Annotated in this window: 23 protein-coding genes and 1 tRNA gene; 17 read left to right on the top strand and 7 right to left on the bottom strand. The window is 52.2% G+C overall.

Annotation, left to right across the window (positions count from 1 at the left end):
- Window positions 1-154 precede the first annotated feature (154 nt).
- Both epsC and cysK read right to left on the bottom strand, forming a co-directional pair.
- On the bottom strand, window positions 155-1,072 hold the full coding sequence (epsC, locus tag ACZ5BW_RS10670) for a serine O-acetyltransferase EpsC (protein ID WP_464539718.1): 918 nt from the start codon (window positions 1,070-1,072) through the stop codon (window positions 155-157).
- 58 nt (window positions 1,073-1,130) lie between these two features.
- A complete protein-coding gene (gene cysK / locus ACZ5BW_RS10665; RefSeq protein ID WP_464543692.1) occupies window positions 1,131-2,084 on the bottom strand; it encodes a cysteine synthase A in 954 nt (317 codons plus the stop codon).
- Between the two features lie 461 nt (window positions 2,085-2,545).
- Between cysK and aroA the strand changes: the two genes are divergently transcribed.
- The 6 genes from aroA to pyrF all read left to right on the top strand — a co-directional run bounded on the left by aroA (window position 2,546) and on the right by pyrF (window position 8,144).
- Window positions 2,546-3,910, top strand: coding sequence for a 3-phosphoshikimate 1-carboxyvinyltransferase (gene aroA, locus ACZ5BW_RS10660; RefSeq protein WP_464539716.1), 1,365 nt, complete (start codon window positions 2,546-2,548; stop codon window positions 3,908-3,910).
- Window positions 3,907-4,596: a (d)CMP kinase gene (gene cmk, locus ACZ5BW_RS10655; RefSeq protein ID WP_464539714.1), complete on the top strand. Its 690-nt coding sequence runs from the start codon at window positions 3,907-3,909 to the stop codon at window positions 4,594-4,596. The genes aroA and cmk overlap by 4 nt, the downstream gene beginning before the upstream one ends.
- Window positions 4,597-4,957: 361 nt before the next feature.
- On the top strand, window positions 4,958-6,673 hold the full coding sequence (gene rpsA / locus ACZ5BW_RS10650; RefSeq protein ID WP_464539712.1) for a 30S ribosomal protein S1: 1,716 nt from the start codon (window positions 4,958-4,960) through the stop codon (window positions 6,671-6,673).
- Window positions 6,674-6,681: 8 nt separating this feature from the next.
- On the top strand, window positions 6,682-6,966 hold the full coding sequence (locus tag ACZ5BW_RS10645) for an integration host factor subunit beta (RefSeq protein ID WP_011381373.1): 285 nt from the start codon (window positions 6,682-6,684) through the stop codon (window positions 6,964-6,966).
- 156 nt (window positions 6,967-7,122) lie between these two features.
- The gene (locus ACZ5BW_RS10640; protein ID WP_464539710.1) at window positions 7,123-7,380 is read left to right on the top strand and encodes a LapA family protein; all 258 of its coding nucleotides are present in this window, start codon (window positions 7,123-7,125) and stop codon (window positions 7,378-7,380) included.
- 44 nt (window positions 7,381-7,424) lie between these two features.
- Entirely contained in the window at window positions 7,425-8,144 is a 720-nt protein-coding gene (gene pyrF / locus ACZ5BW_RS10635; RefSeq protein ID WP_464539708.1) for an orotidine-5'-phosphate decarboxylase, read from the top strand.
- Window positions 8,145-8,207: 63 nt separating this feature from the next.
- Here the strand turns inward: pyrF and ACZ5BW_RS10630 are convergent, their stop codons facing one another.
- Window positions 8,208-8,393, bottom strand: coding sequence for a hypothetical protein (locus ACZ5BW_RS10630; RefSeq protein ID WP_074974727.1), 186 nt, complete (start codon window positions 8,391-8,393; stop codon window positions 8,208-8,210).
- Between the two features lie 473 nt (window positions 8,394-8,866).
- Here ACZ5BW_RS10630 and ACZ5BW_RS10625 point away from each other — a divergent pair, with 473 nt between their 5' ends.
- Window positions 8,867-9,454 carry a CBS domain-containing protein gene (locus ACZ5BW_RS10625; protein ID WP_464539706.1) on the top strand — a complete coding sequence of 196 codons (588 nt, stop codon included), beginning with the start codon at window positions 8,867-8,869 and terminating at the stop codon, window positions 9,452-9,454.
- Window positions 9,455-9,556: 102 nt separating this feature from the next.
- On the opposite strand, the gene folB is transcribed toward ACZ5BW_RS10625, so the two are convergent.
- On the bottom strand, window positions 9,557-9,916 hold the full coding sequence (gene folB / locus ACZ5BW_RS10620; RefSeq protein WP_464539704.1) for a dihydroneopterin aldolase: 360 nt from the start codon (window positions 9,914-9,916) through the stop codon (window positions 9,557-9,559).
- Window positions 9,917-10,002: 86 nt separating this feature from the next.
- On the opposite strand from folB, the gene plsY reads away from it, so the two are divergent.
- Entirely contained in the window at window positions 10,003-10,611 is a 609-nt protein-coding gene (gene plsY / locus ACZ5BW_RS10615; RefSeq protein WP_464539702.1) for a glycerol-3-phosphate 1-O-acyltransferase PlsY, read from the top strand.
- A 69-nt stretch (window positions 10,612-10,680) separates the two neighbouring features.
- Here plsY and tsaD read toward each other — a convergent pair whose 3' ends face one another.
- Window positions 10,681-11,736: a tRNA (adenosine(37)-N6)-threonylcarbamoyltransferase complex transferase subunit TsaD gene (gene tsaD / locus ACZ5BW_RS10610; RefSeq protein ID WP_464539700.1), complete on the bottom strand. Its 1,056-nt coding sequence runs from the start codon at window positions 11,734-11,736 to the stop codon at window positions 10,681-10,683.
- Window positions 11,737-11,877: 141 nt separating this feature from the next.
- On the opposite strand from tsaD, the gene rpsU reads away from it, so the two are divergent.
- From rpsU to ACZ5BW_RS10570, 8 genes are all read left to right on the top strand, one after another.
- Window positions 11,878-12,090 (top strand): 30S ribosomal protein S21, encoded by a 213-nt coding sequence (gene rpsU, locus ACZ5BW_RS10605; RefSeq protein ID WP_004179462.1) that lies wholly within the window; start codon window positions 11,878-11,880, stop codon window positions 12,088-12,090.
- A 61-nt stretch (window positions 12,091-12,151) separates the two neighbouring features.
- Entirely contained in the window at window positions 12,152-12,598 is a 447-nt protein-coding gene (locus tag ACZ5BW_RS10600; protein ID WP_464539697.1) for a GatB/YqeY domain-containing protein, read from the top strand.
- Window positions 12,599-12,735: 137 nt separating this feature from the next.
- Entirely contained in the window at window positions 12,736-14,532 is a 1,797-nt protein-coding gene (dnaG, locus tag ACZ5BW_RS10595; protein WP_464539695.1) for a DNA primase, read from the top strand.
- 182 nt (window positions 14,533-14,714) lie between these two features.
- Window positions 14,715-16,841: an RNA polymerase sigma factor RpoD gene (gene rpoD / locus ACZ5BW_RS10590; protein WP_464539693.1), complete on the top strand. Its 2,127-nt coding sequence runs from the start codon at window positions 14,715-14,717 to the stop codon at window positions 16,839-16,841.
- A gap of 56 nt (window positions 16,842-16,897) precedes the next feature.
- Window positions 16,898-16,974 (top strand) — tRNA-Ile (locus tag ACZ5BW_RS10585).
- A gap of 460 nt (window positions 16,975-17,434) precedes the next feature.
- Window positions 17,435-20,833, top strand: a complete 3,399-nt coding sequence (locus tag ACZ5BW_RS10580) for a hypothetical protein (protein WP_464539691.1) — start codon at window positions 17,435-17,437, stop codon at window positions 20,831-20,833.
- Window positions 20,834-20,976: 143 nt separating this feature from the next.
- The gene (locus ACZ5BW_RS10575; RefSeq protein ID WP_464539689.1) at window positions 20,977-22,323 is read left to right on the top strand and encodes an esterase/lipase family protein; all 1,347 of its coding nucleotides are present in this window, start codon (window positions 20,977-20,979) and stop codon (window positions 22,321-22,323) included.
- A gap of 337 nt (window positions 22,324-22,660) precedes the next feature.
- Window positions 22,661-22,804, top strand: coding sequence for a hypothetical protein (locus ACZ5BW_RS10570; protein ID WP_464539687.1), 144 nt, complete (start codon window positions 22,661-22,663; stop codon window positions 22,802-22,804).
- Between the two features lie 436 nt (window positions 22,805-23,240).
- Here the strand turns inward: ACZ5BW_RS10570 and ACZ5BW_RS10565 are convergent, their stop codons facing one another.
- Window positions 23,241-23,471: a YfbU family protein gene (locus ACZ5BW_RS10565; protein ID WP_464539685.1), complete on the bottom strand. Its 231-nt coding sequence runs from the start codon at window positions 23,469-23,471 to the stop codon at window positions 23,241-23,243.
- A 406-nt stretch (window positions 23,472-23,877) separates the two neighbouring features.
- Between ACZ5BW_RS10565 and ACZ5BW_RS10560 the strand changes: the two genes are divergently transcribed.
- Window positions 23,878-24,150: a hypothetical protein gene (locus ACZ5BW_RS10560; RefSeq protein ID WP_464539683.1), complete on the top strand. Its 273-nt coding sequence runs from the start codon at window positions 23,878-23,880 to the stop codon at window positions 24,148-24,150.
- Between the two features lie 57 nt (window positions 24,151-24,207).
- On the opposite strand, the gene nirK is transcribed toward ACZ5BW_RS10560, so the two are convergent.
- Window positions 24,208-25,563 carry a copper-containing nitrite reductase gene (gene nirK / locus ACZ5BW_RS10555; RefSeq protein ID WP_464539681.1) on the bottom strand — a complete coding sequence of 452 codons (1,356 nt, stop codon included), beginning with the start codon at window positions 25,561-25,563 and terminating at the stop codon, window positions 24,208-24,210.
- Between the last annotated feature and the right edge of the window lie 83 nt (window positions 25,564-25,646).

The raw sequence follows: 25,646 nt of genomic DNA, 5'->3' as shown, positions 1-25,646 counted from the left end.
GCTTTTCCAGGATAAAAAGCCCGGCAAGACCGAAGTGCTTCAGCATTTGCAGTCCGACAGCTTTCCGCAACGAAGCCTGAGCCCGGATATTTCACGCCTCACGGGATGATGGCGAGGTGTTTTGCGAGCAGATTTGCGTAGCCCGCAGCCGGGACTAGATGCCGGCGCCGCCATCGAACACCTCGTTGCGTGTCTGCGCCTGGGAAATGACGCTGCCAGGAGGCACGCTGCGGGTGAGCCATACATTCCCGCCAATGGTCGAGCCTCGGCCGATGGTGATGCGTCCCAGGATCGTCGCGCCAGCGTAGATGACGACATCATTCTCGACGATAGGATGACGCAAATTGCCTTTTACCAAGGCCCCATGCTCATCCACTGGAAAGCGCTTGGCGCCGAGGGTGACAGCCTGGTACAGGCGCACATGTTCGCCGATGATGGCGGTCTCGCCGATAACCACACCCGTGCCATGGTCTATAAAGAAGAATCCGCCGATTTGCGCACCGGGATGGATTTCGATGCCGGTGGAAGAATGAGCAATTTCAGAAATCATTCTGGCGATCAATGGCGCGCCCAGCCGGTGCAACTCATGCGCTAGCCTGTAATAGGTAATGGCGGTAATTCCGGGGTAGCATACCAGAACCTCATCTACGCTTCGTGCAGCCGGGTCTCCTTCATAGGCTGCCTGAATGTCGCTTTCAAGCAAACTGCGTATATGCGGCAGCCTTTGGGCAAAGGCTTGCGTAATTCCCGCTGCCCGCTCTCTTTCAGAATTGCCTGTCGCGTCCGCATCACTAGCAAAGCGCAGTTCACGGCGCACCTGCACCATCAATTCCCGCAGCGTTACATCGAGCGTGTGGCCCACATAATAATCGACGCTTTCATTGGTGAGATCGGGCATTCCCAGACGATTGGGAAACAACACGGCTCTTAGTCCATCCGCAATGCCGACCAGCACCTTGCGGGAAGGAAGCTTGGGGGGCCTGTCGCGTCTCTGTCGGTTTTCCAGGGATTTGAGCCGCAGTGCACGCAATTCGGACACTACGCCGCCAATTTCCAGCCCTGTTCGTTTCAATCAGAAATACTCCTTCATTTACATTTATTATCACTCAACCTGGCTATTCCTGAGCCTCCTATACGTCCTCAAAAAGGTTGGAGCTCAGATAGCGTTCTCCTGAATCCGGCAGAACGACAACAATGGTTTTTCCGGCGCTTTCCGCTCGCTTCGCATGATTTAACGCGGCTGCAACCGCTGCGCCGCATGAAATCCCCGAAATAATGCCTTCTTCGCGTGCAAGGCGACGTGCATAGTGAATCGCATCTTCATTGCTGATCTGCTGTACATCATCCACGAGAGAGAGGTCCAGATTTGCAGGAATGAACCCTGCGCCAATTCCCGGAATTCGGTGAGGTCCGGGTTTCAGCGGTTCGCCAGCCCGATGCTGCGTGATCACCGGGCTGGCAGCGGGCTCAACGGCGACCGAGATGATGGACTTTTTCTTCGTCCCCTTTATATATCGCGAAACACCGGTAATGGTGCCTCCCGTGCCCACGCCGGCAACAAAAATATCGACTGCCCCGTCGGTATCGTTCCAGATCTCCGGTCCCGTGGTGCGCTCGTGAACGGCAGGGTTGGCCGGGTTGGAAAATTGCTGAAGCAGGAGGTATCGGCCTGGATCGGAAGCAACGATTTCTTCGGCCTTCGCCACCGCGCCTTTCATGCCCCGTGCGCCCTCGGTCAGAACCAGTTTTGCCCCGTAAGCGAGAAGCAGCTTGCGGCGTTCGAGACCCATGGTTTCGGGCATGGTCAATGTCAGTGGTATGCCGCGCGCAGCCGCAACAGAAGCAAGGGCGATGCCCGTATTGCCGCTGGTAGGTTCCACCAGTTCTATTCCGGCAAAAAGCAGTCCGCGATGCTCCGCGTCTTCGATCATTGCCGCGCCGATACGGCATTTTACAGAATAAGCGGGATTACGGCTTTCGATCTTGGCCAGTACCGTTGCCGGGGCGCCATCCGTAATGCGATTAAGCCGGACCAGCGGCGTGACGCCGATGGTCTGGGAATTATCTTTGAACCAGTGCGCCATTTTCAATGTCAATGCGTCCTTCCATACACGGATTGTCCAGGAGATACTGGAGATTCGAGCATGATCTGCTTCCCGGGAGCCAATTGTGCTTATTATTTATTCGGAATTGGAGGTCGATTATAATAGCGGGTTTTATCGCCGGACTGGCTGTTTATCGATGAAGACAATCCCTAAGGAACCGCTGAACAAATCCCTCGCAGGCGCGACGGTGGCTTTGCGGGATGAGATGCGCGAAGGGCGACGACGCGAATGGTTGACCCCCTTCGCTAGGAGCCTGACAAAGCAGATCGCCCGCAAAGCTCCATCCCATCCGGGTTGCAGCAAAATCGGGCGCTCACTTCGTTGCGCTCCTTGGCATCGTAGTCCAAGCTACGACCTTCGTCGCGCGCCTCGTGATCATCCCGATTTTGACAGCAACGCGCTCTGCGGAGGATTTGTTCAGCGGTTCCCTAAGGCAGCGTGTGAAATTTATTGACCTGCCGGTAGTCGGACGTGCTCAGGGTATCGTTCGCTTGCCTGGCTCAAAGAGCATTTCCAATCGAATTTTGTTACTTGCCGCGCTGTCGGAGGGAGTAACCGATATATGCGACCTGCTGGCTTCCGATGATACTGCCCGCATGCTCGATGCGCTTTCCACTCTGGGTGTATCCATCCTTCAGATTGGTAAAGACCATTATCGCGTGCAGGGGGTGGGGAGCCAGTTTCCCCTTCGTTTTCCTACAACGCAAGCGGACCTGTTTTTAGGGAACGCAGGTACCGTTTTCCGTCCATTGACAGCCGTGCTGGCGCTTGCTCAAGGACACTACTGCCTGTCTGGCGTGCCGCGAATGCATGAACGCCCCATTGGCGATCTGGTCGACGCCCTACGTCAAGTAGGCGCGAATATTACCTATCTCGGGAAGGAAGGTTTCCCGCCGCTCCAGATCAGACCCGGGCAGATCCATCCTGGAGAAATAACGGTAAGGGGCAATGTATCGAGCCAGTTCCTTACTGCCCTGTTGATGGTGCTGCCTTTCCTGCGAACAGAAATGGATGTATTGCCGGCCATCATCGTGACAGGGGAACTGATTTCGCGACCCTACATCGATCTTACCATCGCCTTGATGGCACGCTTTGGGGTGCAGGTGGAGCGGGAGGGCTGGCGGCGCTTTACTGTATCTCCAGACCAGCGCTATCGGAGCCCTCGTCAGGTATTCGTCGAGGGTGATGCGTCCTCCGCCTCCTATTTTCTTGCGGCCGGCGCTATCGGGGGAGGGCCCGTACGGGTCGAAGGCATAGGACGTGATAGTGTCCAGGGAGATATTCGCTTTGCTGAGGCGCTCGAGCAGATGGGGGCGGATATCAGATTTGGCGATAACTGGATCGAAGCAGGCGCTCCCGGAGCCGGTAGGCTGCGAGCAATCGATCTCGACTGCAACCATATTCCGGATGCAGCGATGACGCTTGCAGTGACAGCCTTGTTCGCGCAGGGAAACACCGTTCTCAGGAATATCGCGAGCTGGCGCGTAAAGGAAACCGATCGTATTGCAGCCATGGTGCAGGAATTGCGCAAACTCGGCGCAGAAGTGGAGGAAGGGCACGATTTTCTGCAAATCACGCCGCCCGCCGGGGAGCTGGCGGCGAATGCAGCTATTGATACCTATGACGATCATCGCATGGCAATGTGCTTTTCTCTCGTGTCTTTTGGCGCGCCTGTTCGAATCAATGATCCCCAGTGTGTCTCAAAGACGTTTCCTGATTATTTCGAAAAATTTGCGGCCATCACCCATGCCGATCCAGCCCAGGGTAAATTCGCCGCCCCGGTCGATTCTTTTGATATTTTATGAACGATAAGAATATTCAGGATATTCCCGTCATCGCGATTGACGGTCCTTCTGCTTCCGGCAAGGGCACCGTAGCGCAGCGGGTCGCCGCAAAACTCGGCTTTCACTATCTGGACAGCGGCGCGCTGTACCGTCTGGCGGCGCTGTCCGCAATGCGATCGGGAATCGAGCTGGGGGATGAGCATGCGCTGAGTGAAGTCGCTGCACACCTGAATGTCGTTTTTGCAGATGCGGAGATTCGCCTGGACAATGAAAACGTCACGGATGCAATACGTTCGGAAGAATGTGGCAATGCGGCGTCCAGAATAGCCGCTTATCCTCTCGTTCGCGCGGCGCTGCTGGAACGGCAGCGCGCATTCTGCCAGATTCCGGGTCTGGTAGCCGACGGTCGCGACATGGGATCGGTTGTGTTTCCCGCTGCCATTCTCAAAGTATTTCTTACGGCGACTGCTGAAACACGTGCTCAGCGGCGTTATAAGCAGTTGATGGAAAAAGGGATGGGTGCTAATATTGCCACCCTTTTGCAGGACATACGGGAGCGTGATGCGCGGGATTGCAATCGCAGCATTGCGCCATTGCAATTGGGCGCAGGGACACACTTGCTGGATACCACTTCACTCGACATCAACCAGGCGGTAGATCGCGTATTGAGTCTGTACGCTGAAATTTCTGCAAAAGGACCCATTTGAGCATGTCGTGTAGAGAGGTTCTATCCGTCAAATCCTATAAGCTTGCCCTCGCTTCGCTTCAAGCGCTCCTGAGTGACAGGAACACGTAAAAAATCCATTTCCCGGACCATTTTGTGTTTTTTCACATTCAATCGCATCGAATGCCGGGCAGCTGGATTCAAGATGAACCAGAGCAGGAAGTGCAGTTGAAGCCGGATATTTCGAATGTCCGAGCAGTTGAAACGTCGGTAATACGTAATACGAGTGCTGCCATATCGTTATAGGCTCTCAAAAAAAAGAGAACTATCCAGGGCAGTTATTATTAACCTTAACCCCATGAAAATCTGCCGGTTTTGATGGGACCCACATCAGGGTTTTTACAATGGCTACTGTTTCCCCCGCTGTCGATTCTTCCGAAAGTTTTGCAGCGTTATTTGAAGAAAGCCTTTCCCGTCAGGAAATGCGTATCGGTGAAGTCATCACCGCACAGGTCGTCCGGGTCGATTACAACATCGTAGTCGTAAACGCCGGACTCAAATCAGAGAGTTTCATCCCCGTCGACGAATTCAAGAACGACAAGGGCGAAGTTGAAGCCAAGCCTGGCGATTTTGTCAGTGTCGCCATTGAGGCGCTGGAAGATGGCTATGGCGAAACCCGCCTGTCACGGGACAAAGCAAAGCGCCTTACCGCCTGGCATGATCTGGAAGCTGCGATGGAAAACGGCGCCATCGTATCGGGTGTCGTGAGCGGCAAGGTCAAGGGTGGATTGACTGCCATGATCAATGGCATTCGCGCCTTTCTGCCCGGCTCGCTGGTGGATATCCGGCCGGTCAAGGATACGACTCCTTACGAAAACAAGGAGATGGAATTCAAGGTTATCAAACTTGACCGGAAGCGAAACAACGTAGTGGTGTCTCGCCGCGCAGTGCTGGAAGAAACCCAGGGCGCCGACCGCCAGACGTTGCTCGCCAACCTGACCGAAGGCGCCATCGTCAAGGGTATTGTCAAGAATATCACCGATTACGGCGCATTCGTGGATCTGGGAGGCATAGACGGCTTACTGCACATTACCGATCTTGCATGGCGGCGTGTGAAGCATCCCTCCGAAGTCATCAGCGTAGGTGATGAAGTAACCGCGAAAGTCCTCAAATTCGATCAGGAAAAAAACCGCGTCTCGCTGGGCATGAAGCAATTGACTGAAGACCCGTGGGTAGGATTGTCACGGCGTTATCCGCCCCATACCCGGCTGTTCGGCAAAGTCAGCAATCTTACCGATTACGGCGCGTTTGTTGAAATCGAGCAAGGCATTGAAGGCCTCGTGCACGTCTCGGAGATGGATTGGACCAACAAGAACGTATACCCGTCCAAAGTGGTGCAATTGGGCGATGAAGTGGAAGTGATGATTCTTGAGATCGACGAGGAACGGCGGCGCATCTCGCTTGGCATGAAGCAGTGCAAAGTGAATCCTTGGGAAGATTTCGCCATGAATCATCAAAAAGGCGACAAGGTGCGTGGCCAGATCAAATCCATTACGGATTTCGGCGTCTTTATCGGATTGCAAGGCGGGATAGACGGACTGGTGCATCTTTCCGATCTTTCCTGGAATCAGCCGGGCGAAGAAGCCGTGCGCAATTACAAGAAGGGTGACGAGGTCGAGGCAGTCGTGTTGTCCATCGATGTGGAGCGCGAGCGTATCTCGCTTGGCATCAAGCAACTGGAAGGTGATCCCTTCAACAGCTTTGTTTCGGTTCACGACAAGAACAGCATTGTCAAAGGTACGGTAAAGTCGATTGATGCGAAGGGCGCCGTGATTTCACTCGAGAATGATGTCGAAGGCTACCTGCGCGCCTCAGAGGTGTCTCGCGACCGGGTTGAGGACATTCGCTCTCATTTGAAGGAAGGTGATGTGGTCGAGGCGATGATCATTAACGTCGATCGCAAGAACCGTGGCATTAATCTTTCCATCAAGGCGAAGGATATGGCGGAGGAATCCGACGCGATGCAGAAGGTGGCAGGTGACGCATCCGCCAGCGCCGGAACCACCAGTCTGGGTGCTTTGCTCAAAGCCAAGATGGATGTTAAGAATACGGAACAATAAAGGGCGTCATGACAAAGTCTGAACTGATCGCGAGGCTTGCAGCTCGCCATCCTCAACTGGGAACAAAAGATGCCGAGCTGGCAGTCAAGGTTATACTTGACGCGATGGCGAAGAGTTTGTCACAAGGGCAGCGTATTGAAATTCGCGGATTTGGCAGTTTCGATCTGAACTATCGTCCCCCGCGTGTCGGGCGCAATCCGAAATCGGGAGAAAAAGTCCGGGTACCGGAAAAATACGTCCCTCATTTCAAGGCAGGAAAGGAAATGAGGGAGCGAGTGGATCAGAAAAACTGAAAAACGCGAATTGAACGGATGGATATAATGGCGGCATGATTGAAAGATCATGCCGCTTTTTTTATGCAGGTGCGCTCGCCGATTGCCTGCGCGGTGTCGTCCTGGTTTGAGCAATGCTCCTGATGTCAACCGAGTTCTTTTCCGGAAAAACTGATCATGCGTTATCTGATATGGTTCCTGCGGATTGTGCTGTTTCTCCTCCTGCTGGGCTTTGCCGTGAGAAATGTCGAACCGGTAACGCTTTATTATTACTTCGGTTATGAATGGACGGCACCGCTGGTACTGGTAATATTGTTCTTCTTTGCGCTCGGGGTGGCGCTTGGCGCAGCAGGCTTCCTTGCCATCGTATTCAGGCAAAGACGGCAACTCGCCTCATACCGGAGAAAATATGACGTCCCGGACGTTCATCTGTAAATCAACTGTATTTTCCTGTGATTTCCGTTCCAGATAAATTGCATATGAATGATCCCCGTATTATCGTCGCCCTGGATTTTCCGGACTCAACGTCCGCACTCAACCTTGTAGCCCGTCTGGATCCCTCGCTATGCCGGCTTAAAGTTGGCAAAGAGCTCTTCACCGCTGCCGGGCCGCAGCTGGTGGAAACGATGATGAGTAAAGGTTTCGAGATCTTCCTCGATCTGAAATTCCACGACATTCCCACAACGGTGGCAAATGCGTGCAGGACAGCCGCAGCCTTGGGAGTGTGGATGATGAACGTGCATGCGCTGGGTGGAAGAAGAATGCTGGCAGCAGCGCGTGAAGCCGTGCCGCCGGGATCAGCGAGGCTTATCGCAGTGACACTGCTGACCAGCATGGATCAGAGCGATCTCGATGAGGTGGGTCTGAAGGGCGAACCGCAGGACGTGGTGCAGCGTCTTGCATCGCTCACACGGGATTGCGGCCTGGACGGAGTCGTATGTTCCGCGCTCGAGGCGTCCAGGCTGAGAAAGGCGATGGGTGCGGATTTCTGTCTGGTCACGCCGGGAATACGGCCAGCCGATAGTTCTCCGGACGAACAGCGGAGAATATCAACCCCTCGCCAGGCGATTGAAAACGGATCGGATTATCTTGTTATTGGCAGACCTGTTACCCAGGCGACTGAACCAGTGGAGATGCTGAGCCGGCTGAACAAGGATATCGAAGATATCAGGGATGTCAGTCACTTCGACAATTTCTGAGGGAGGTGAAGCCTGTGCTCAGAATCTGTCGAAGGGCTTGCTGATTCAGGAAAAAATCGCTATCTATTTCGCCCACAAGTCGGATCTGGCCTCGCGCTTTTTCTTTCGGTTTATCCGGCTACCCTCGAAGTCACCCCAGAGTTTGTTTTTATTTGATTTTGCATGCTTTACCATCCTGGTGGTGGCAGGTTCAAGCCAATTATCAAATTCGGCAGTATTGAGATCGAAGCCCCTGTATGCGTTTTTCATATGCCGTTCTCCATGAAAGAAACTGTCGTCCACGAAAGAAACTGTCGGATAGAGTAGCAATTACTGAACGTTCTAATCGAGCCTGCCGCAAATCGCAAATGGAACAGATCAGTCGGAGCTATCCCTGCGATAAGCGTGAGGGCAATCTTCTACAGTTTGGCTACGCGCCTCTGTTCGCTTTCCCACATAAGGTCGGATCGAGCAGGCGTTGACGGTTTTTGCGCCCGCGACAGATTTTTTCTGCCGGAAAGCGCGGGTAACTTGTACTCCAAATGAAATGGATGAAAGGCTGGCGGGCAGGCAGCGCGTCTGACGTGATGAGAGGCTCTTTTTGCGGTTTGCTATATTCCGACGTTACAAAAAGTCGCATTGACCCTTTGTGAAGGTGGGCGTAGAGTTAGATTTAGGGGAATGCTTGAATTCGATTTCACTGATTTCAAGCGTATTCCCTCTCTAACGTGGAGGATATCGTTATGTCCGATTATCATCTCCTCCCGGTGCAGCGTCTCACGGGCGCTGTACGGGTGGCAACGCCAGCCCAGCCTGAACCGGTAACTCTGACATCACCCGCGCTCGTCGTAATGACCGACTTACGGCATATTCCGGCCGCTGTAATCGAGCCGGATGTGACCATGGAGTCGGCTAATGCCTATATGATGCTGCGCGGAATACGATCTCTGCTTGTGTTGAATGGGGACAAGCTTCTCGCAGGCATTATCACGGCGACCGATATTCTGGGGGAAAAACCACTGCGTTTCATTCAGGAAAGGCGTGTCAAGCACAATGAGATTCTTGTTTCCGACATCATGACCCCTTTGGATCGGCTGGAAGCGATTCACATGTCAGAAATCCAGCATGCAAGAGTTGGAAATATCATCGCCAACCTGTGTGACACCGGCCGCCAGCACGCCTGGGTAATAGAGAACGGGGTGGATGGCAAACCCTTAGTTTGCGGAATTTTTTCTCTGACGCAAATCGAAAAGCAGCTCGGGACTATCATTCCTTCAGTGGAAATTGCCAGGACCTTTACCGAAATAGAGGCGGCGCTCGCGGCGGGCTGATGTCTTATTGATTCGGCGAGCAACATACAAACGTCATACCGGCTTTCGCCGGTATGACGTTCAAAGCACGTCATTATTGGTTTGAGCTGGGTTCCGAGGCACTTAACCGCCGCATGATGCGCGTTCGATGCGCACGCCCACTTTTTTTACACCGCGAATCGCGCTGAGTTTCGCCACGCTTACCTTGATCCACGGTGATTTGAATTCGAGCAGGATGGCCTGCGCGATGTGCTCGGCCAAGGCTTCAAGCAGGGAAAAATGCCTTTCGGAAAGGATCTCGTGAATGCGCTGCACAACAAGGGCATAATCCAGCGCGTCCTCGAAATTATCGGTCTGACAGGCCCGGCTTGCAGGCAACGCGATCTCCAGATCGAGCTGGATCGTCTGCGCAACTTTGAGTTCCCACGGGTAAATTCCAATCAGCGTTTTAACTTTGAGTTCGTGCAGGAAGATGATGTCCATTGTTAAGCATTAAAGCACCGGCGAGCAACATTGCCGAAGCTGTTTTTCAAGTAGAATCAGCAGGGGATTTTATTCTATTTGCAAAGATGACGCTGATAGCTTTGGTTCTGGCAGCATATTTGCTGGGCTCGATTTCCTTTGGTGTGCTGGCGAGCCGGTTCTTTCATCTGCCTGATCCGCGCACGTATGGCTCAGGCAATCCCGGCGCCACGAACGTCCTTCGATCCGGGAAAAAATCCGCAGCGATATTTACATTGCTGGGGGATGCAGGCAAAGGCTGGCTTGCAGTCGCGCTGGCGGAGTATTATGCACCCTTTTTGAACCTGGGTAACGAGGCAGTTGCGGTAGCGGCCCTGGCGGTTTTTCTAGGCCACCTGTTTCCCGTGTTTCTGCATTTCAGGGGTGGGAAGGGAGTGGCAACCGCGCTGGGAATACTGCTGGGATTCAATCCCTGGATGGGATTGCTTGCGGTCACAATCTGGCTCGCAGTAGCGGTGATCTGGCGTTTTTCATCGCTGGCGGCAATAGCGGCAGCAGGCCTGGCGCCATTCTATGCCTTATTTTTTCTTGGCTTCGAAGCGCGCACCCTTGTTGTTTTCATCATGTCCCTGCTGCTTATCTGGCGACATAAGTCAAATATCGCCGGCCTGATCGCGGGCAGGGAATCGCGTATTGGCAAGCGCAACACCTCTTGAGGATGCTGCGCAACCCACCCTCCCGGCTATTGTCCGGAGAGCAGAACAAGTGCGAAAACCGATGGAATCTTATGCATCCTGGCCGGTTTCCTGCATTTCCAGATCCCAGCGGGCGTTTATCGTAAACCTGCCGGGCTTTAAACTCCCGGCTTCTCCAGATTCCAAGCCAGATTCCATACGCATCGCCCCTGCAAATGCGATCATCGCGCCGTTGTCGGTGCAGAATTCGAGTTTGGGATAATATACCGTAGCGCCAATCGTTTCCGCCCTGCGGTCGAGATTGCTCCTCAACTGGCGGTTTGCTCCCACCCCGCCGGCCACCACCAGTTGGGTAAGCCCCGTTTTTGCAAGTGCCGCAAGCGATTTCTCGGTCAGCACTTCGACCGCCGCCTCCTGGAAAGCCTGTGCGATCGCGCCCCGAGTCTGCGGTGTCATCTCGTGTTTGTTCACCAGTGTCAACACGGCTGTTTTGAGGCCACTGAAGCTGAAATTGAAATCGCCGCTGTGGAGCATGGGGCGTGGAAGCTCGAAGCGCACGGATTGGCCTGTCCGGGAAAATTCATCCGCCAGCCGGGAAAGCGCGGGGCCCCCTGGATAACCCAGCCCGAGCAGCTTGGCTGTCTTGTCGAAGGCTTCTCCTGCCGCATCATCCACAGTTTCGCCAAGCAATCGGTATTGCCCCAGGCCGGTCACTTCCATCAACTGCGTATGGCCGCCCGATACGAGCAGCGCTACGAATGGAAAAGCAGGGGCAGGGTCGGAGAGCAGAGGAGATAAAAGATGGCCTTCGAGGTGGTGAATCCCGAGCACGGGAACTTTGAGCGCAAAGCCAAGCGCGGCTGCCACGCTTGCGCCTACGAGCAAAGCGCCTGCGAGCCCCGGACCTCGAGTGTATGCGATGGCATCCAGATCTTGCAGTGTGAGGCCGGCTTCGGCAAATATCTGCCGGAGGAGGGGCAGCAATCGCCTGATGTGGTCGCGGGAGGCGAGTTCCGGAACCACTCCGCCATATTCCCCGTGCATTTCGGTTTGGGAATATAGCGCATGGCTCAGTAAACCCTGCCGGGTTTGATAAAGCGCGACACCCGTTTCGTCGCAGGAGGTTTCAATACCGAGTACGAGCAATTGAGGCAGAGAGAATCAGACTCTTTACAGGAGTTTTTAGGGATTGTTACTTGTTATATAATAGCGGGCTGTCTATATTTAGACGAAGACGAGTCATCACTTTTTATTGATCAACATTTTCAGGAAAGGAACCACATCTTCATGACCACTATTAAAGTCAAGGAAAACGAGCCCTTTGAAGTCGCCATGCGCCGCTTTAAGCGCACGATAGAGAAAACAGGCCTGCTTACGGAATTGCGTGCCAGGGAATTTTACGAAAAACCGACCGCTGAGCGCAAGCGGAAGCTGGCAGCAGCAGTAAAACGTACCTACAAGCGCCTGCGCAGCCAGTTGCTTCCACCGAAACTTTACTAGTTCAAGTCAGTCGAAAAATAAGCAGTTATCCGTAAATCTCTGTAAATTCCGTTCGGCCGCCGTGAGTCTGAAACAGCAAATAACCGAAGATATGAAAGCCGCGATGCGAGCGGGTGATGCGCGGCGCCGTGATGCCATCCGGCTGTTGCAGGCTGCGATAAAGCAGCGTGAGGTGGATGAGCGCAAAGAGCTGGATGATGCGGCCGTCGTTGCCGTTATCGAAAAAATGCTCAAGCAGCGCAGAGACTCCATTGTCCAATATGAAGCAGCACACCGGCAGGATCTCGCGGATGCAGAGAAGTATGAAATGGAGGTGCTGCAATCCTACATGCCTCAGGCATTGAGCGATACCGAGGTGGAATGTGCTGTCGCTGAAGCGATTTCCACTGCCGGCGCCAGGGGACAACAGGATATGGGGCGGGTAATGGCGCTGCTCAAGCCCAGGCTTTCCGGGCGGGCGGATATGAGCAAGGTATCTGCTCTGGTCAAGACCAGACTCGCCGTCTGACACGTCGCTTGCGGCCTCATTGAGGTAGCGGACTTCAATTGCAGGTACTGCGTGTATCAAAGGTAGGGTGCTCTTCTCTCACAAGTGAGTTTTCTGCCCGCGTTCCACTCTCCATATGCTTGCCTGATCTGTCATAAATGATTTCACAATCATTCATTCAGGAACTGCTCGACCGGACAGACATTGTCGATGTCATCGAGCGCGACGTGCCCCTCAGGAGAGCAGGCGCGAACTACAGCGCCTGCTGCCCATTTCATAGTGAAAAAACCCCCTCCTTCACGGTAAGCCCCACTAAGCAGTTTTATCATTGTTTCGGTTGCGGCGCCCACGGTAATGCCATTGGTTTCGTGATGGAGTACGGCGGCATGCACTTCGTGGAAGCTGTGAATGAGCTTGCGGCCCGAGTCGGGCTCCAGGTCCCCGTGCAACAAGCTGAAACGGGATCAGGGCCCCAATCGGATTCTGCACAGGCAAAGCCGCAAGGAACAGAGGGAACAGAAGGAACAGAACACTCCCCGGGTGCGTTGCTTGAGGCAATGAAGGTTGCCGCGCGTTTTTACCGGGAGCAACTCAAGCTTTCGAAAAATGCGATCGACTATCTGAAGCAGCGCGGCCTGACGGGCGCAACCGCTGCGCGTTTTGGCATCGGATATGCTCCCGCAGGCTGGCAGAACCTGCACGTTCCATTCTCCGGGCAGCCGGAGAATGCCAGGAAACGCCTGCTGGTACAGGCCGGGTTGATGGTCGAGGGCGACGGGGGCAAGTGTTATGACCGGTTTCGCGATCGCATCATGTTTCCCATCGTCAATCTCAAAGGAATGATTGTCGGATTCGGTGGCAGAGTGCTGGAGAAGGGGGAGCCCAAGTATCTCAATTCCCCGGAAACGCCTCTATTCCAGAAAGGCCGCGAACTCTACAACCTCTTTGGCGCCCGGCGTGCGATCCGGGAAGCGGGAAAGGTTATCGTAGTGGAAGGCTACATGGATGTAGTGGCTCTTTCCCAGCATGGAATCGAATACGCGGTGGCTACCCTGGGCACTGCCACCACGCCTTACCATATCCAGAAGCTGCTGCGGCAGACCGATAATATCGTCTTTTGCTTTGATGCAGACAGTGCTGGAAAAAAAGCGGCCTGGCGCGCCCTGGAGGACAGCCTCGCACAGCTTGCCGACGGCAAGAGCATCAGTTTTCTTTTTCTGCCAGAGGGGGAGGATCCTGACAGTTACATCCGCAACCATGGCAGGAGCGCCTTCGAAAAACTGCTTGAGCAAACATTGCCCCTATCTGTTTTTCTTTTCAGGGAACTGTCGGCGCGAGCCGACCTCAAAAGTAGCGAGGGGCGTGCCAAGCTGGTGCAGGATGTCAAACCCTTGCTGGCGCGAATCACCGCACCAGGGCTTGCATTAATGCTGGTGAAGCGATTGACGGAGATCAGTGGTCTGAGCGAGCGGGAGTTGGAGGGTATTTTGAAGATCAGACGGGTTACCGCTTTTCCGGTCCGCGAAAAGCCTTCCCGTCCGAAGCCTGTTTCTCCCTACCAATGGCTGCTCCAGGTATTGTTGTACCACCCTGCCTATATCCAGAAGCTGGACAGGGAACTGCTTGCATATGACCAGAAATATGAGAAAGAAGTAGCAGCGCTGGCCGCGCTCGTTGAATTTATCGACGCCCACCCCCACATGGGAGAAGGTACGTCGATACCTTTGATGGTTGTTTATTTTCGCGATAGTCCTCATCGGGCGCTCCTTGAACAGGCGGCAAGCAAAACACTTGCCTGGGACGGTGAGATCGACCTGGAAGCGGAATTTGCCGGAGCGATGGCGCGATTACATGAGATGAAACGCAAGCAACGCATGGCAGTGCTGCACAATAAATCCCTGAGCGCCCTTACCCTTGAGGAAAGGCAGGAGCTTCAGCGGATGGCGATGCCGTGAAGCAGAACTGCCAGCTGTGGCATGAATGCGAACATGTTCTGATATAATGGAAAAATTTTACTTTTCAACGGAAAGAACTCGGAAAAGAACGTGGTCAAACCCGGGCACAAGTCCAAACAGCGGTAAAAGCAAAGACGGCTGTGTCTGCCGAAGTTTCGGGTCAACCTGAGGGCGAGGTTCGGATGGCAATCAAGGAATCTGAAGATATGAAGAAGCTGTTGAGAGCGCAAGCGAAAGAAGCGGCAGCAAAAGAACTGACGAGGGTGGATGAAGAGATGTTCGAAAATGACAGTGAAACGGAAACAGATTCAATGGCTAAAGCTCCAGAGCAGGTGACCGAGATTGCGAAGGCAGTGATGGCGGCAAAAGAACCTGTCCTCGCCAATGGCAAGATCGCAAGATCAAAGGCAGCCAGGGAAGGAAAAAACTCCCAGGCCAGGGATCCGGAAAAAGCCACACCCTCGCAGGAGCTCGAGGCGCGTCGCCTGCGTCTCAAGAACCTGATCGTGCAGGGCAAGGAGCGCGGCTATCTCACTTATGCCGAAATCAATGATCATCTTCCCGACGACATGCTCGACGCGGAGCAGATCGAGAATATCATCAGCATGATCAATGACGTCGGGATTTCCGTTTATGACGAAGCGCCCGACGCAGAAACGCTGCTCATGTCTGAAACTGCCCCTACCGTGGCCGATGAGGATGTGGTGGAAGAAGCGGAAGCCGCGCTTTCCACTGTGGATTCGGAGTTCGGGCGCACCACCGACCCTGTCCGGATGTATATGCGCGAAATGGGCTCGGTGGAACTGCTGACGCGTGAGAGCGAAATCGAAATCGCAAAACGTATCGAGGACGGTTTGAAGCACATGATCCAGGCGATTTCCGCCTGTCCGACAACCATAGCCGGAATTCTCGAACTCGCCGATAGAGTGTCGAAAGACGAGATGCGTGTCGATGAGCTGGTGGATGGGCTGCTCGATCCCAGCACGGAAGAAATTATCAGCGAAGAGATTTCCGATGAATCCCTTGAACAGGAATTGAACTCGGACGCAGGAGAAGACGACGATGTCACCGCAGTTGCAAATGCCAACCTCCTCAAGCTGAAAAATGACGCGCTGGAGCGTTTTGAAGTGATTCAAAAGGCTTATGACGAAATGCAGAAAGTGCTCGAAAGGAAAGGGTCGGGCAACAAAGCCTATAAAGACATCCAGGAGCAGATTTCATCCGAGCTGATGGCTATCCGTTTCTCTGCCAAAATGGTTGAGCGGCTGTGCGATACGCAACGCGCGCTGGTGGATGAAATGCGCGGTTACGAGCGAAAAATAATGGAGCTTTGCGTAAGCAAGGTGGGAATGACGCGTAACCACTTCATCAAGACCTTCCCCGGTAACGAGAGCAACCTGAACTGGGTGGATGAGGAGATTGCGCTCGGCAAACCCTACAGCGCGACGCTGGAACGTTATCGTCCCGAGATCGTGGAACAGCAACAGAACCTGCTGGCACTGCAAAAGCAGGTAGGTATTCCCTTGAAGGAACTCAAGGAAATCAACCGTCGCATGTCCACGGGCGAGGCGAAGGCGCGCCGCGCCAAACGTGAAATGACCGAAGCGAATTTGCGACTGGTGATTTCCATCGCCAAAAAATACACCAATCGGGGATTGCAGTTCCTCGATCTCATTCAGGAAGGCAACATCGGCCTGATGAAGGCGGTGGATAAATTCGAATACCGGCGCGGATACAAGTTTTCTACCTACGCAACCTGGTGGATTCGTCAGGCCATCACACGTTCCATCGCGGATCAGGCGCGTACCATCCGTATCCCGGTGCATATGATCGAAACGATCAACAAGATGAACCGCATTTCCCGCCAGATCCTGCAGGAAACCGGACAGGAGCCGGAGCCCGCCGTCCTCGCACAGAAAATGGAAATGCCGGAAGAGAAGATTCGTAAAATCCTCAAGATTTCCAAGGAACCGATTTCCATGGAGACCCCGATCGGAGACGACGAAGATTCTCATCTCGGGGATTTCATCGAGGATTCAGCCACCATGGCGCCTGCGGATGCGGCGGTTTATGCCAGCCTGCGCGATGTTACGAAAGATATACTGGATTCGCTGACACCGCGCGAAGCAAAAGTGCTGCGCATGCGTTTCGGCATCGAAATGAATACGGACCACACGCTGGAAGAAGTCGGCAAACAATTCGACGTAACGCGCGAACGCATCCGCCAGATCGAGGCCAAGGCGCTGCGCAAGCTGCGCCATCCGTCCCGTTCCGAGCGCCTGCGCAGCTTCCTGGATACTGAAGGCTGACCAGCCTTCAGTGCCAGTTCAATACAGTTCCAGGTTAAAGTTTTAAAGTTGTAAGAGGGTCTGTAGCTCAGTCGGTTAGAGCAGGGGACTCATAATCCCTTGGTCGTTGGTTCGAGTCCAACCAGACCCACCAGTAAAACAAAGGCTTACGGATAAAACCGTAAGCCTTTTTCTTTTGTGCGTCCGGCAGGGCGCATTCTTGCGGGTGCAAGTCCCGCTGTAAGTTGATCACAGCGAACGAAGCGAAGCGCAACTGCAGGAGGATGACCGAGTGTACGTTTCAAAAAAGCATGCATGACAGCATGCATTGCTTTTGGGTCTCAGACGCAGCAGCCTTACTGGGCATTCAAGTTAGAGCAAATATTCCCTTATGGTCTAGTATGGAAATATAGAGGTAGCAGTTAAAGCTGAATAAAGGGGTTCTATCGTTAGGAGGCGAGTATACGCCTATCTCACTGTTTCTCCGGCCTTTTATATAGAGTTGCGAAGATCTGTTCGGGGTAGATGTCTGAACGACATTGACGAGCTATCGGCAGGAGCAGTTTCTCGGCGTTGAGGGGCTTGGGAAGAGTGCCAGAGAATGGGGTTAGCAAATGGCGGAACAAGACGATCATAAATTCAATCTGCCTCTCGCCGGGATGCTAGCGCTGGTGGCTGTCGTCAGCGGCCTTATAGTTTATCAAAATCCGCTCAAAACCTCTCGCCCGATCGATCAGCAAGCGGAACGAAAAGCAGGCAATCGAGATCAAGTTCAATCGCGTCTCTGGCAAGACCCATTCGAGGCTGTTAAAACACATCGATCAAATAGGTTGGAGCAGCTAAAAAACGATCCATCCCTCCAATCCATTGATGAAAAAACTCAGAAGCTGTCGTTCAAGGACCTTATTGGTCATATCAAAACAGTAGGAGGTCCCTCGAATTTTCGTGTATTAACTATTTTTGTAGATGGCAATCCTTATGCAAGCGGAGTCGAGTCAAGACTGAAAGATCGCTATGCAGTAGTGTCAGCTCTGGGTGCGGCAGGTTACATGCCTGAATCCGGGGAATATATAAGGTATTTCGAGCGGAGATCAGGATCCAGCCGCGTGACAATCCCAGTGGAGTGGTTTAAGCCAAACAAGTCAAAAATCAACATTTCGCAACCACAGGATGTTCTGATTCTCTGGCTCAAAGACCAGGATTCCGGGTCAAGGCCGCTTGAGTTTACGAATAACTTCATTAAAGAGTTGAGGCACGTTCTCGGTGGTGCATCATCATCCTATACGATACTGGGGCCAAGATTCTCCGGCACGCTTAGCGCCATGCTGAAAGAATTGCAAGGTTATCAAGAGGAGTGGGAATATTCTGCAGCAGCATTGCAAATTCGCCGGAGAGCACCGCACAATTTCACTCCCGTCTGTCCTATGCCTGTGCAAGATGTCCATCGATTGCAGAAGGAATATAAATTTTCTCGCGCTATAACAGCTTTACGAAAATTAGAGGGTATCAGCATCTATTCCTATTGGCCCACTGCCCAGGATACTTTTTTGCTAGACGAACCGCCGGACCAACCATATGGGATGATGGCTGTAGAAAGTTTGTTTGGGCTCGCTCAAATCTCTTTGTTCAGGACAATCGGAACTGACGCAGTGCTAGCAGAGCAGTTAGTGAAGGAACTGAAGCTTCGTGAAGTGGATGTTTGCCCGGTTCCTGATGCATCCCGCAAAATATGCACTCAACCTATCGTTGCACTGATTTCCGAATGGGATACCCTTTATGGACGCGCCCTGCCACGTACTTTTGTGGCAGTCGCCGAGAATATGGCGGAAAACAAGGCGAAGAAGAATGGTGTTTGGAAAGTTGATGAGAAAAAGCTAAAGGATAATATCGATAGGTTACGCAAAGACGATTGGCCGCCATGGGTCGTTCGCTACTCCTATCTTGCCGGGCTCGACGGCGAACTGCCTCCTAAAAAAGAGGGGAAGGATACGGACGAAGCTCGGCCCAAGGACAAAACAGACGACAAGGAAGAGAGAATCCAGCGTGCGATGGAAGTAGCGGAAGGTCGTGACCAGTTGGATTATTTGCAAAGATTGGCGACAGAACTGAAGTTGAACGAGAACGATAAACAAACGGTGCCCCCCGATGCGGAAGATGCAGACTTCAAAACCCGGAATGTGTTAGCCAGATTTGTCAAACTAGCCGAGGACAATCGCAAAAAGGAATTCAAGGCTATCGGTGTACTCGGGGGCGATGTGTATGACAAACTTCTCATTCTCCAGGCTCTCAGGAAAAAATTTCCACGAGCGATTTTCTTTACAATGGACCTGGACGCGAGGCTTATTCATCCGGCCCAGTGGCAGTGGGCCCGCAATTTGATAGTTGCTACACACTTCGGATTGCAACTTCATCCCGAAATCCAAAGCTCTATTCCTCCCTTCCGCGATAATTCCCAGACGTCGCTGTTTTATTCGGTTTTGCGCGCTTTAGGGCACTTACATATCGCTCCTGGTCCCTTTGCGCAGCCGCCCTTCGAACTAAATTCAACCGCCACCGAAAAAAAGCCGACGTGTTCTCCTACAGACGAACCGTCGAGATGTTTTTCCACGGATGTAAAGCCTAAATTATTTGAAATTGGACGATACGGGGCGATCGATATCAGCGACGAGCGGATGTTGTCGAAGGGGGAGTTCAAGAGCATTCATCCGACGCGTCCCGATCTTGATAATGGAAAGTTGCGGCCGCTCGTCGAGATAGAAACGGTCATATGGGCAAGTCTCCTAATCATATCTCTTGGCCTTTGCGCGAGGATGATCAGTAGCGAGGTTGGGTATGTTTTTCGATTTCGTCGCAACAATGCCTTCTGGTACGTAGTGCTTGGCATTTTCGTCTTCATTTTCTTTTTAGTGCTGCAGAGGGCAAGAAGTGATGGATGGGAAGGCGAGCCGTTTGTATTGATAGAAGGGGTCAGTGTGTGGCCAACGGTGGCGGTTCACCTACTGGCGATTAGCCTGTGTTTGTGCTTTTATTATTATTCATGCTGGATGCTCAAAAAAAATGATGAAAAATTGAGCGAAGAATTTCTTCGTCCATCAGAAAACGGGATAAAAAAAACCAAAAAGAGTCATCCTTTCTACCTCAGAACAGCCCTTTTACTCTTCGAAGCTCGATGGTTTTCGATTCCTCGCTGGTCTCACAATACGCGGTGTGAAAATGATGTTGTCAAGCTTTGGCAGGAGTATAGAGCACTTGGACGACTAAGCTATAGTTTGTGGCGCATCTTGCCCCAATTTTTCCTATTTGTAGTCTTCCTGGGGTTATTATTCTGGAAACTTGGGTTTCCGACGATTCCTTGTCGAGGTCCCGCCTGCTTCGATATTTACAGATTCATCGCATACTCCAGCGTGGCCGCGATGCTCCTGTTGACGCTATATGTAATAGATATAACCAGGCTCTGCCGCTGGTTGATAAAGATTCTCTGCGAAAAGAAATTCCCTTGGGGCGATAACGATCAAATACGAGATGAGTCAATCAAGCGTGGCGTGGATAAGGCATATTTGAACGAATTGCTGTGCATCGAGTTGATCGCAAAGCGAACGGCGGTTATCAGTAAACTGCTCTGCTTCCCATTTATCATCTTGTTCCTTATAGGCTTGAGCCGCTATCCCTATATGGATAATTTCGACTTGCCGAATACGCTTGTAATCGTTTACAGCATTATCGGAGCGTATGCGGCTGGCATTTTTGTAGCACTTCGGTCATCTGCTGAAAAAGCAAAATGCAAGGCTATCGAGCAACTCCAGATGAAGCTCGACGAACTCTCCTGGCAGTGCAATGACCATCGGACCAAGGACAAAAAAAGACGACAGATTGATAAATTAATCCAGGAAATCCGAGACAATCACGAGGGTGCTTTTTTGCCCTTCTATAAGTACCCGGTGCTAGCTATCGCGGTGTCAACGGGAGGCACTGGCCTCTTGTACCTGATCGATTATCTTGCGACAGCTTTGTGAGGGGAGCTTGATCATTTGTGATTTGCTCGCGTGCAAGAAACCTTCGGGTAATGGGAGACATGCGTTGGATCAGGCGGAAAGCATTTTTAAGAGGAGATGCTCCAGGTGGAGCATTCGGCGCCACAGTTGACAGGGAGAGTAAAATGGGAAATCCAATTGTTTTGATCCACGGATACTCTGATAAAGGTGACTCTTTTAAGTCTTGGGTTAAAGAACTGACTGATTCCAGGCGTGAGGTTATACCCATCCATACGTGTAATTATCGTACCTTGACCAACGAAGTCACCATCAAGGACATCGCCGAGGGATTCGACCGCGCACTGAGGTTCGAGGCTGGCCTGGGTGCAGAGGCCCCGTTCGATGCGATCGTTCATTCGACTGGCATGCTTGTAATCCGCGCGTGGCTGGCTGCTTATGCCACGCGTCGTAGTCGACTCAAACATTTGATCGGCCTTGCGCCTGCAACCTTCGGCTCTCCCCTTGCACATAAAGGGCGCAGTTGGCTCGGCGCCATATTCAAGGGGGAAAGAGAGTTTGGGCCGGATTTTCTTGAGGCGGGCGATCTGGTGCTTGATGGGTTGGAACTGGGTAGCCGCTTTACATGGGATCTCGCTCATCAGGATATGGTAGGCGGCAAGGACTTTTACGGCTGCGGTACAGAGACGCCCTATGTGTTCGTGTTCTGCGGTACCTCTCAGTACACAGGCCCGAAAAGCTTTGTGAACGAGCCTGGTACTGACGGTACAGTCAGGCTAGCTGGATGTGCGTTGAACTCGCGTAAGATCACTATGGATCTAACTGTAGAGCCGGGCAAAGAGGGTCCGAGAACTTGCATAGAACAATGGCCCTCACTCGATATACCATTGATCCCGATCAGAGGTCTTAATCATCACACAATCATCTCGAAACCGAGTCCCGTTCTCATTGATCTGGTCAAGAGCGCGTTGAATGTAGACAGCGCGAATGCATTCGATCAGTGGCTCGAAAAAACCGAGAATATGACCGGCGAAACAAAACAGGATACGGAGAAATGGCAGCAATTCGTCGTTCGCGTCGTTGATGAGCGAAAGGATCCTGTATCAGATTATCACATGGACGTGTTTGCGGAAAATGGGAAAGACATCGTTCAATTCGACCTGGATACCCACGCTTACAGCAGCGACAAGAGCTTGCGGTGCTTTCACGTCAATCTTAATAAGTTTGATTGGGCAAATATGAAGTCGCTGAAAGCAAGACTGATCGCGTCGTCAGGATCGGAACTCATCGGGTACTATGGCTATGGCAGTGAGCGAATCGACCCGGACACACGGACAAGGACGCCCGACGGCAAATGGGACGCTGTCATTGACATGACCAATTTGCTACCCGGCTCTGAGACCAGCTTCTTCTTCCCGTTTACGACAACTCTGATAGAAATAAAAATCAACCGCGAGCCGATGCCGCCATTTGGCAAGAACAAGCTGTTTGAATTTAGTCCGATTAAGGAGTAGTACCTCTTTAAAACTGGGCTGATTCCGAACGTAGGCTAGAAATGCAGTTACGTACAAGTCTACGTATAGACTCAAATAGGAAACTGCAAAGAAAGCTACCTCTTTACTTGAGAGGACAGCAATTCAGGTATTTTTCCATCAACAAAGTTTAGACAATCGCCTTGCTATTCCACGGATTGATTCTCTTTTAAGACTGCAAAAAAAGCCCGGCGTGAACCGGGCCTAGGGGAGTTGCATTGAATTCGTTTCCCTGTTTTTGGGAGGAGGGAAACGAGTAGGAAGTTTAACCGTGCGAATAAAACATTACCGTTAAATAGTTAACGCAAGCTGAAAAAACTTGATTGAAGAATGTGGGGGCAATAAAAAACCTGCCGAAGCAGGTTGCGGTTATTTCTCTTTTTCCTGTGAAGTTCGTTACAAGAAGCCGATGCTCTTGCTTCTTGAGCTTGAGCATCGGCTGATTGATTTGAGTGAACTTTGAGTTCTAGTATTGTGGATCAGTATTATTTTTCTCTGCGTCCTTCCTTGGTTTTGAAATACCAGAGAGCAACAGCACCTATACCTACTACGAGAATTGCCATTTCCATGATAACCCCCTTTCAGAATCAAGATGACATGCTAAAAAATACGATCAACTTGATGACCAACTGGATGAAGTCAGGTCACCAATACCTTCACAAGCGGACAAAAAACAACGCCTGCCCGCATGATATTTGATGCGGGCTCAAAGTAAAAAGTTCCTATATTTCTATAATGTTTTCGTAAAAAATGTGAGTTCAATCCAGACAAAAATCCAGCGAGAGCGGGCCGGATAAGGGTTTTTGCTGGCAAAAAAACGGGTAGCGGGTTTGCATAATCGATGGCCCCAGGAAGATAAAGAGCTAAATTTATAACTGATGTTTCCCCGGGCTTGAATCCTACTCTATGAGAGTCCACATATTGAGGATATCGACTACCTGGCTTCCGGGCAGATTATTTTTTCCGGATAACGTTGAAACCCGTTCGTATTCCCATTTCAATGCCCAGGGGTGATCGTGGAAAATAGCATTTTTCACAAGCGCCGGGTCAATACTGCCCTCCACCTTAAGTTTTTCGAAGACCTCGCTCAGCATTAATAGAATCAGTTTCTCCCCATCACTCAGTTTCATTTTTTCCCCCTGCTTTGTTAACACGCCTTCATCTTATAGAGTTCAAGGTCAATTACCATTGGCCTGAAGTACATCGTACGGAAGTACAACATCTTCCTGTTGAAGGCATGGGGTATACGGAGGATGGATGAGCGCGCTCCTTCCAGTTTTCGTATACCGTTTCTGTTGCCGATGGGCTGTCCTCGCTCGCGGTCTTCTGAGCGGGTCTGTAACCGAGGGTGCGTTAGCGCACCGATAGTTTCAGAGAAAGGAGTATATATATTGTCCCTGCAAGCGTATTGCAGGCCGGTGAAAATTTGCCGGCTTCCCGCTTGGAGGATTCAATGTTAGAAAGCATTACCTGTATTCGTCACCGAAACACTTGTGTTATTTCATCTGCCCATCCATTTACTTACAGGAGCTCGACATGAATAAACTCACATCGATAGCTGTTCTGGCGTCCTTCACGGCGGTTTGCAGCTTCAGCGCGTTTGCCGGATCGCATGATTCGGACAAGGGAGCAATGGACAAATCTTATCAAGACACGAGCAAGAAGGACGTCGACAAGAATGCGCCCAGCTCAACCTCTGAGATCACGCGCAATAAGATGCCAAAGGATTTACCGGAGGGAGTGAAGCAGGAATACAGAGATCAGGAAGTAATGAACAAGAAACCGTATAAGCAGCCGGACCGACAATAATATAAAGGATCAGAGGCGATCGTTTCCTGAGAAATCGCCTCTGATTTTTTCAATTCTTTATGGCTTGAATATTTCCGGGTTTGCCTCGCCACGCACCGTGAGATAGCCCGCTAATCCTTTCTCCATACGCGATAGCGCGTGATCAACCAGAATATAGCGGCCTGGATAATCGACCTTGAATTCCACAATGGTGGCGCCACCCGGCGGGACGAGCGTCGTTTGCACATCTGCCAGTGGCGGACTGGTCAATGAAGCCTGGTCGTACACCTTATCGAAGACTTCCCCGATGATGTGGAAGCTGGAGGCGAGGTTGGGACCGCCCACGCCGAAATAGATGCGAATGTTATCGCCCGTGTTCGCCTCCATGGTGTACGTTTTCGTAAGCGCATCCATGGTGCCATTGAACATCAGGTGCTGGGGATTCTCCGCGAGCAGATTTTCCAGCGAAAACTCCTGCAGACCTCGCGCATTGTGGGAGTGGGTGGTGTAGAGCTCACCCTGCATTACGTAGAATTCCCTGTCAACCTTGGGCAGGCCTCCCTCGGGCTCGACCAGAATCATGCCATCCATGCCGTTCGCAATATGGTGCGCAACCATGGGAGTTGCGCAATGGTAGACGAACAGTCCGGGGTGAAGCGTCTTGAAGGTGAAGCTCTTCGTCTCGCCCGGCGCCGCCTGTGTGACAGCGGCTCCCCCACCCGGCCCCGTTACGGCGTGGAAATCTATCGAATGGATGTTGGTGCTGCTTGCGCTGTTATGCAGATTGACGATGATGGTATCCCCTACCTTTACGCGCAGGAGTGGTCCAGGCACTCTGTTATTGAAGGTCCAGTATTTATAGATGCTCTTGTCCGAGAACTGTCCTTCGATTTCGGTCGCTTCGAGATCGAGGGTCAAATGCTTTGAAGCACGGGTTCCCACCGGTTCCCCGACCGAGCGCGGGTCCTGGGCCACGTTGATTACATACCCTTTCGCCTCCTCGCGCAGCTTGCCGACAATGAGACGACCGAACATGCCGGCAGCCTTGTGCCCAGGTAATGTGCAGAGGTATTCAAAGGTGCCAGTACGGGTCGCTCGAAATACCATCGAGGTTGCAGCACCTTTCGCCGTGATATTATCCGATTTGGCGCCCAGTTCGGGAATGGCGATGTCATGCGTCGCACCGTCGCCGTTGACCAGGTTGATCTGTACCACTGCGCCCGGGCTTACCTCCAGGTCGGGGTTGATTTTGCCCGCGATCGCACCCGCCTCACCGATAAATACCAGTTTACCCTCGCCGATGTCTGTGCGAAGGGTAAAGGTAACATCGGGTCGGTAGGTAACCCCTCTATTGCTGCCCTGTTCGGCAGCGACCGGGGACAAGGAACCGAACATTGCGCAAACGGTCGTAAGCAGTAAAAAGGCCCTTTGCATGCTTTTCTCCCAGGTAAACGGATACAAACAAAGATTGCGGATACAAAGACCCCTAAGTTGGTACGGGCAGCAGGACGTTCTTC

The sequence above is a fragment of the Nitrosospira sp. TNL300 genome (assembly GCF_055385915.1).
This window is presented reverse-complemented; position numbering and strand designations above follow the sequence as displayed.

Bases quoted from the DNA above. Each gene is read 5' to 3' on its own strand.
- cysK (WP_464543692.1), bottom strand. From the start codon at position 2,084: ATGGCGCACTGGTTCAAAGATAATTCCCAGACCATCGGCGTCACGCCG.
- cmk (WP_464539714.1), top strand. From the start codon at position 3,907: ATGAACGATAAGAATATTCAGGATATTCCCGTCATCGCGATTGACGGT.
- rpsA (WP_464539712.1), top strand. From the start codon at position 4,958: ATGGCTACTGTTTCCCCCGCTGTCGATTCTTCCGAAAGTTTTGCAGCG.
- ACZ5BW_RS10645 (WP_011381373.1), top strand. From the start codon at position 6,682: ATGACAAAGTCTGAACTGATCGCGAGGCTTGCAGCTCGCCATCCTCAA.
- ACZ5BW_RS10640 (WP_464539710.1), top strand. From the start codon at position 7,123: ATGCGTTATCTGATATGGTTCCTGCGGATTGTGCTGTTTCTCCTCCTG.
- pyrF (WP_464539708.1), top strand. From the start codon at position 7,425: ATGAATGATCCCCGTATTATCGTCGCCCTGGATTTTCCGGACTCAACG.
- ACZ5BW_RS10630 (WP_074974727.1), bottom strand. From the start codon at position 8,393: ATGAAAAACGCATACAGGGGCTTCGATCTCAATACTGCCGAATTTGAT.
- ACZ5BW_RS10625 (WP_464539706.1), top strand. From the start codon at position 8,867: ATGTCCGATTATCATCTCCTCCCGGTGCAGCGTCTCACGGGCGCTGTA.
- folB (WP_464539704.1), bottom strand. From the start codon at position 9,916: ATGGACATCATCTTCCTGCACGAACTCAAAGTTAAAACGCTGATTGGA.
- plsY (WP_464539702.1), top strand. From the start codon at position 10,003: ATGACGCTGATAGCTTTGGTTCTGGCAGCATATTTGCTGGGCTCGATT.
- rpsU (WP_004179462.1), top strand. From the start codon at position 11,878: ATGACCACTATTAAAGTCAAGGAAAACGAGCCCTTTGAAGTCGCCATG.
- dnaG (WP_464539695.1), top strand. From the start codon at position 12,736: ATGATTTCACAATCATTCATTCAGGAACTGCTCGACCGGACAGACATT.
- rpoD (WP_464539693.1), top strand. From the start codon at position 14,715: ATGGCAATCAAGGAATCTGAAGATATGAAGAAGCTGTTGAGAGCGCAA.
- ACZ5BW_RS10580 (WP_464539691.1), top strand. From the start codon at position 17,435: ATGGCGGAACAAGACGATCATAAATTCAATCTGCCTCTCGCCGGGATG.
- ACZ5BW_RS10575 (WP_464539689.1), top strand. From the start codon at position 20,977: ATGGGAAATCCAATTGTTTTGATCCACGGATACTCTGATAAAGGTGAC.
- ACZ5BW_RS10565 (WP_464539685.1), bottom strand. From the start codon at position 23,471: ATGAAACTGAGTGATGGGGAGAAACTGATTCTATTAATGCTGAGCGAG.
- ACZ5BW_RS10560 (WP_464539683.1), top strand. From the start codon at position 23,878: ATGAATAAACTCACATCGATAGCTGTTCTGGCGTCCTTCACGGCGGTT.
- nirK (WP_464539681.1), bottom strand. From the start codon at position 25,563: ATGCAAAGGGCCTTTTTACTGCTTACGACCGTTTGCGCAATGTTCGGT.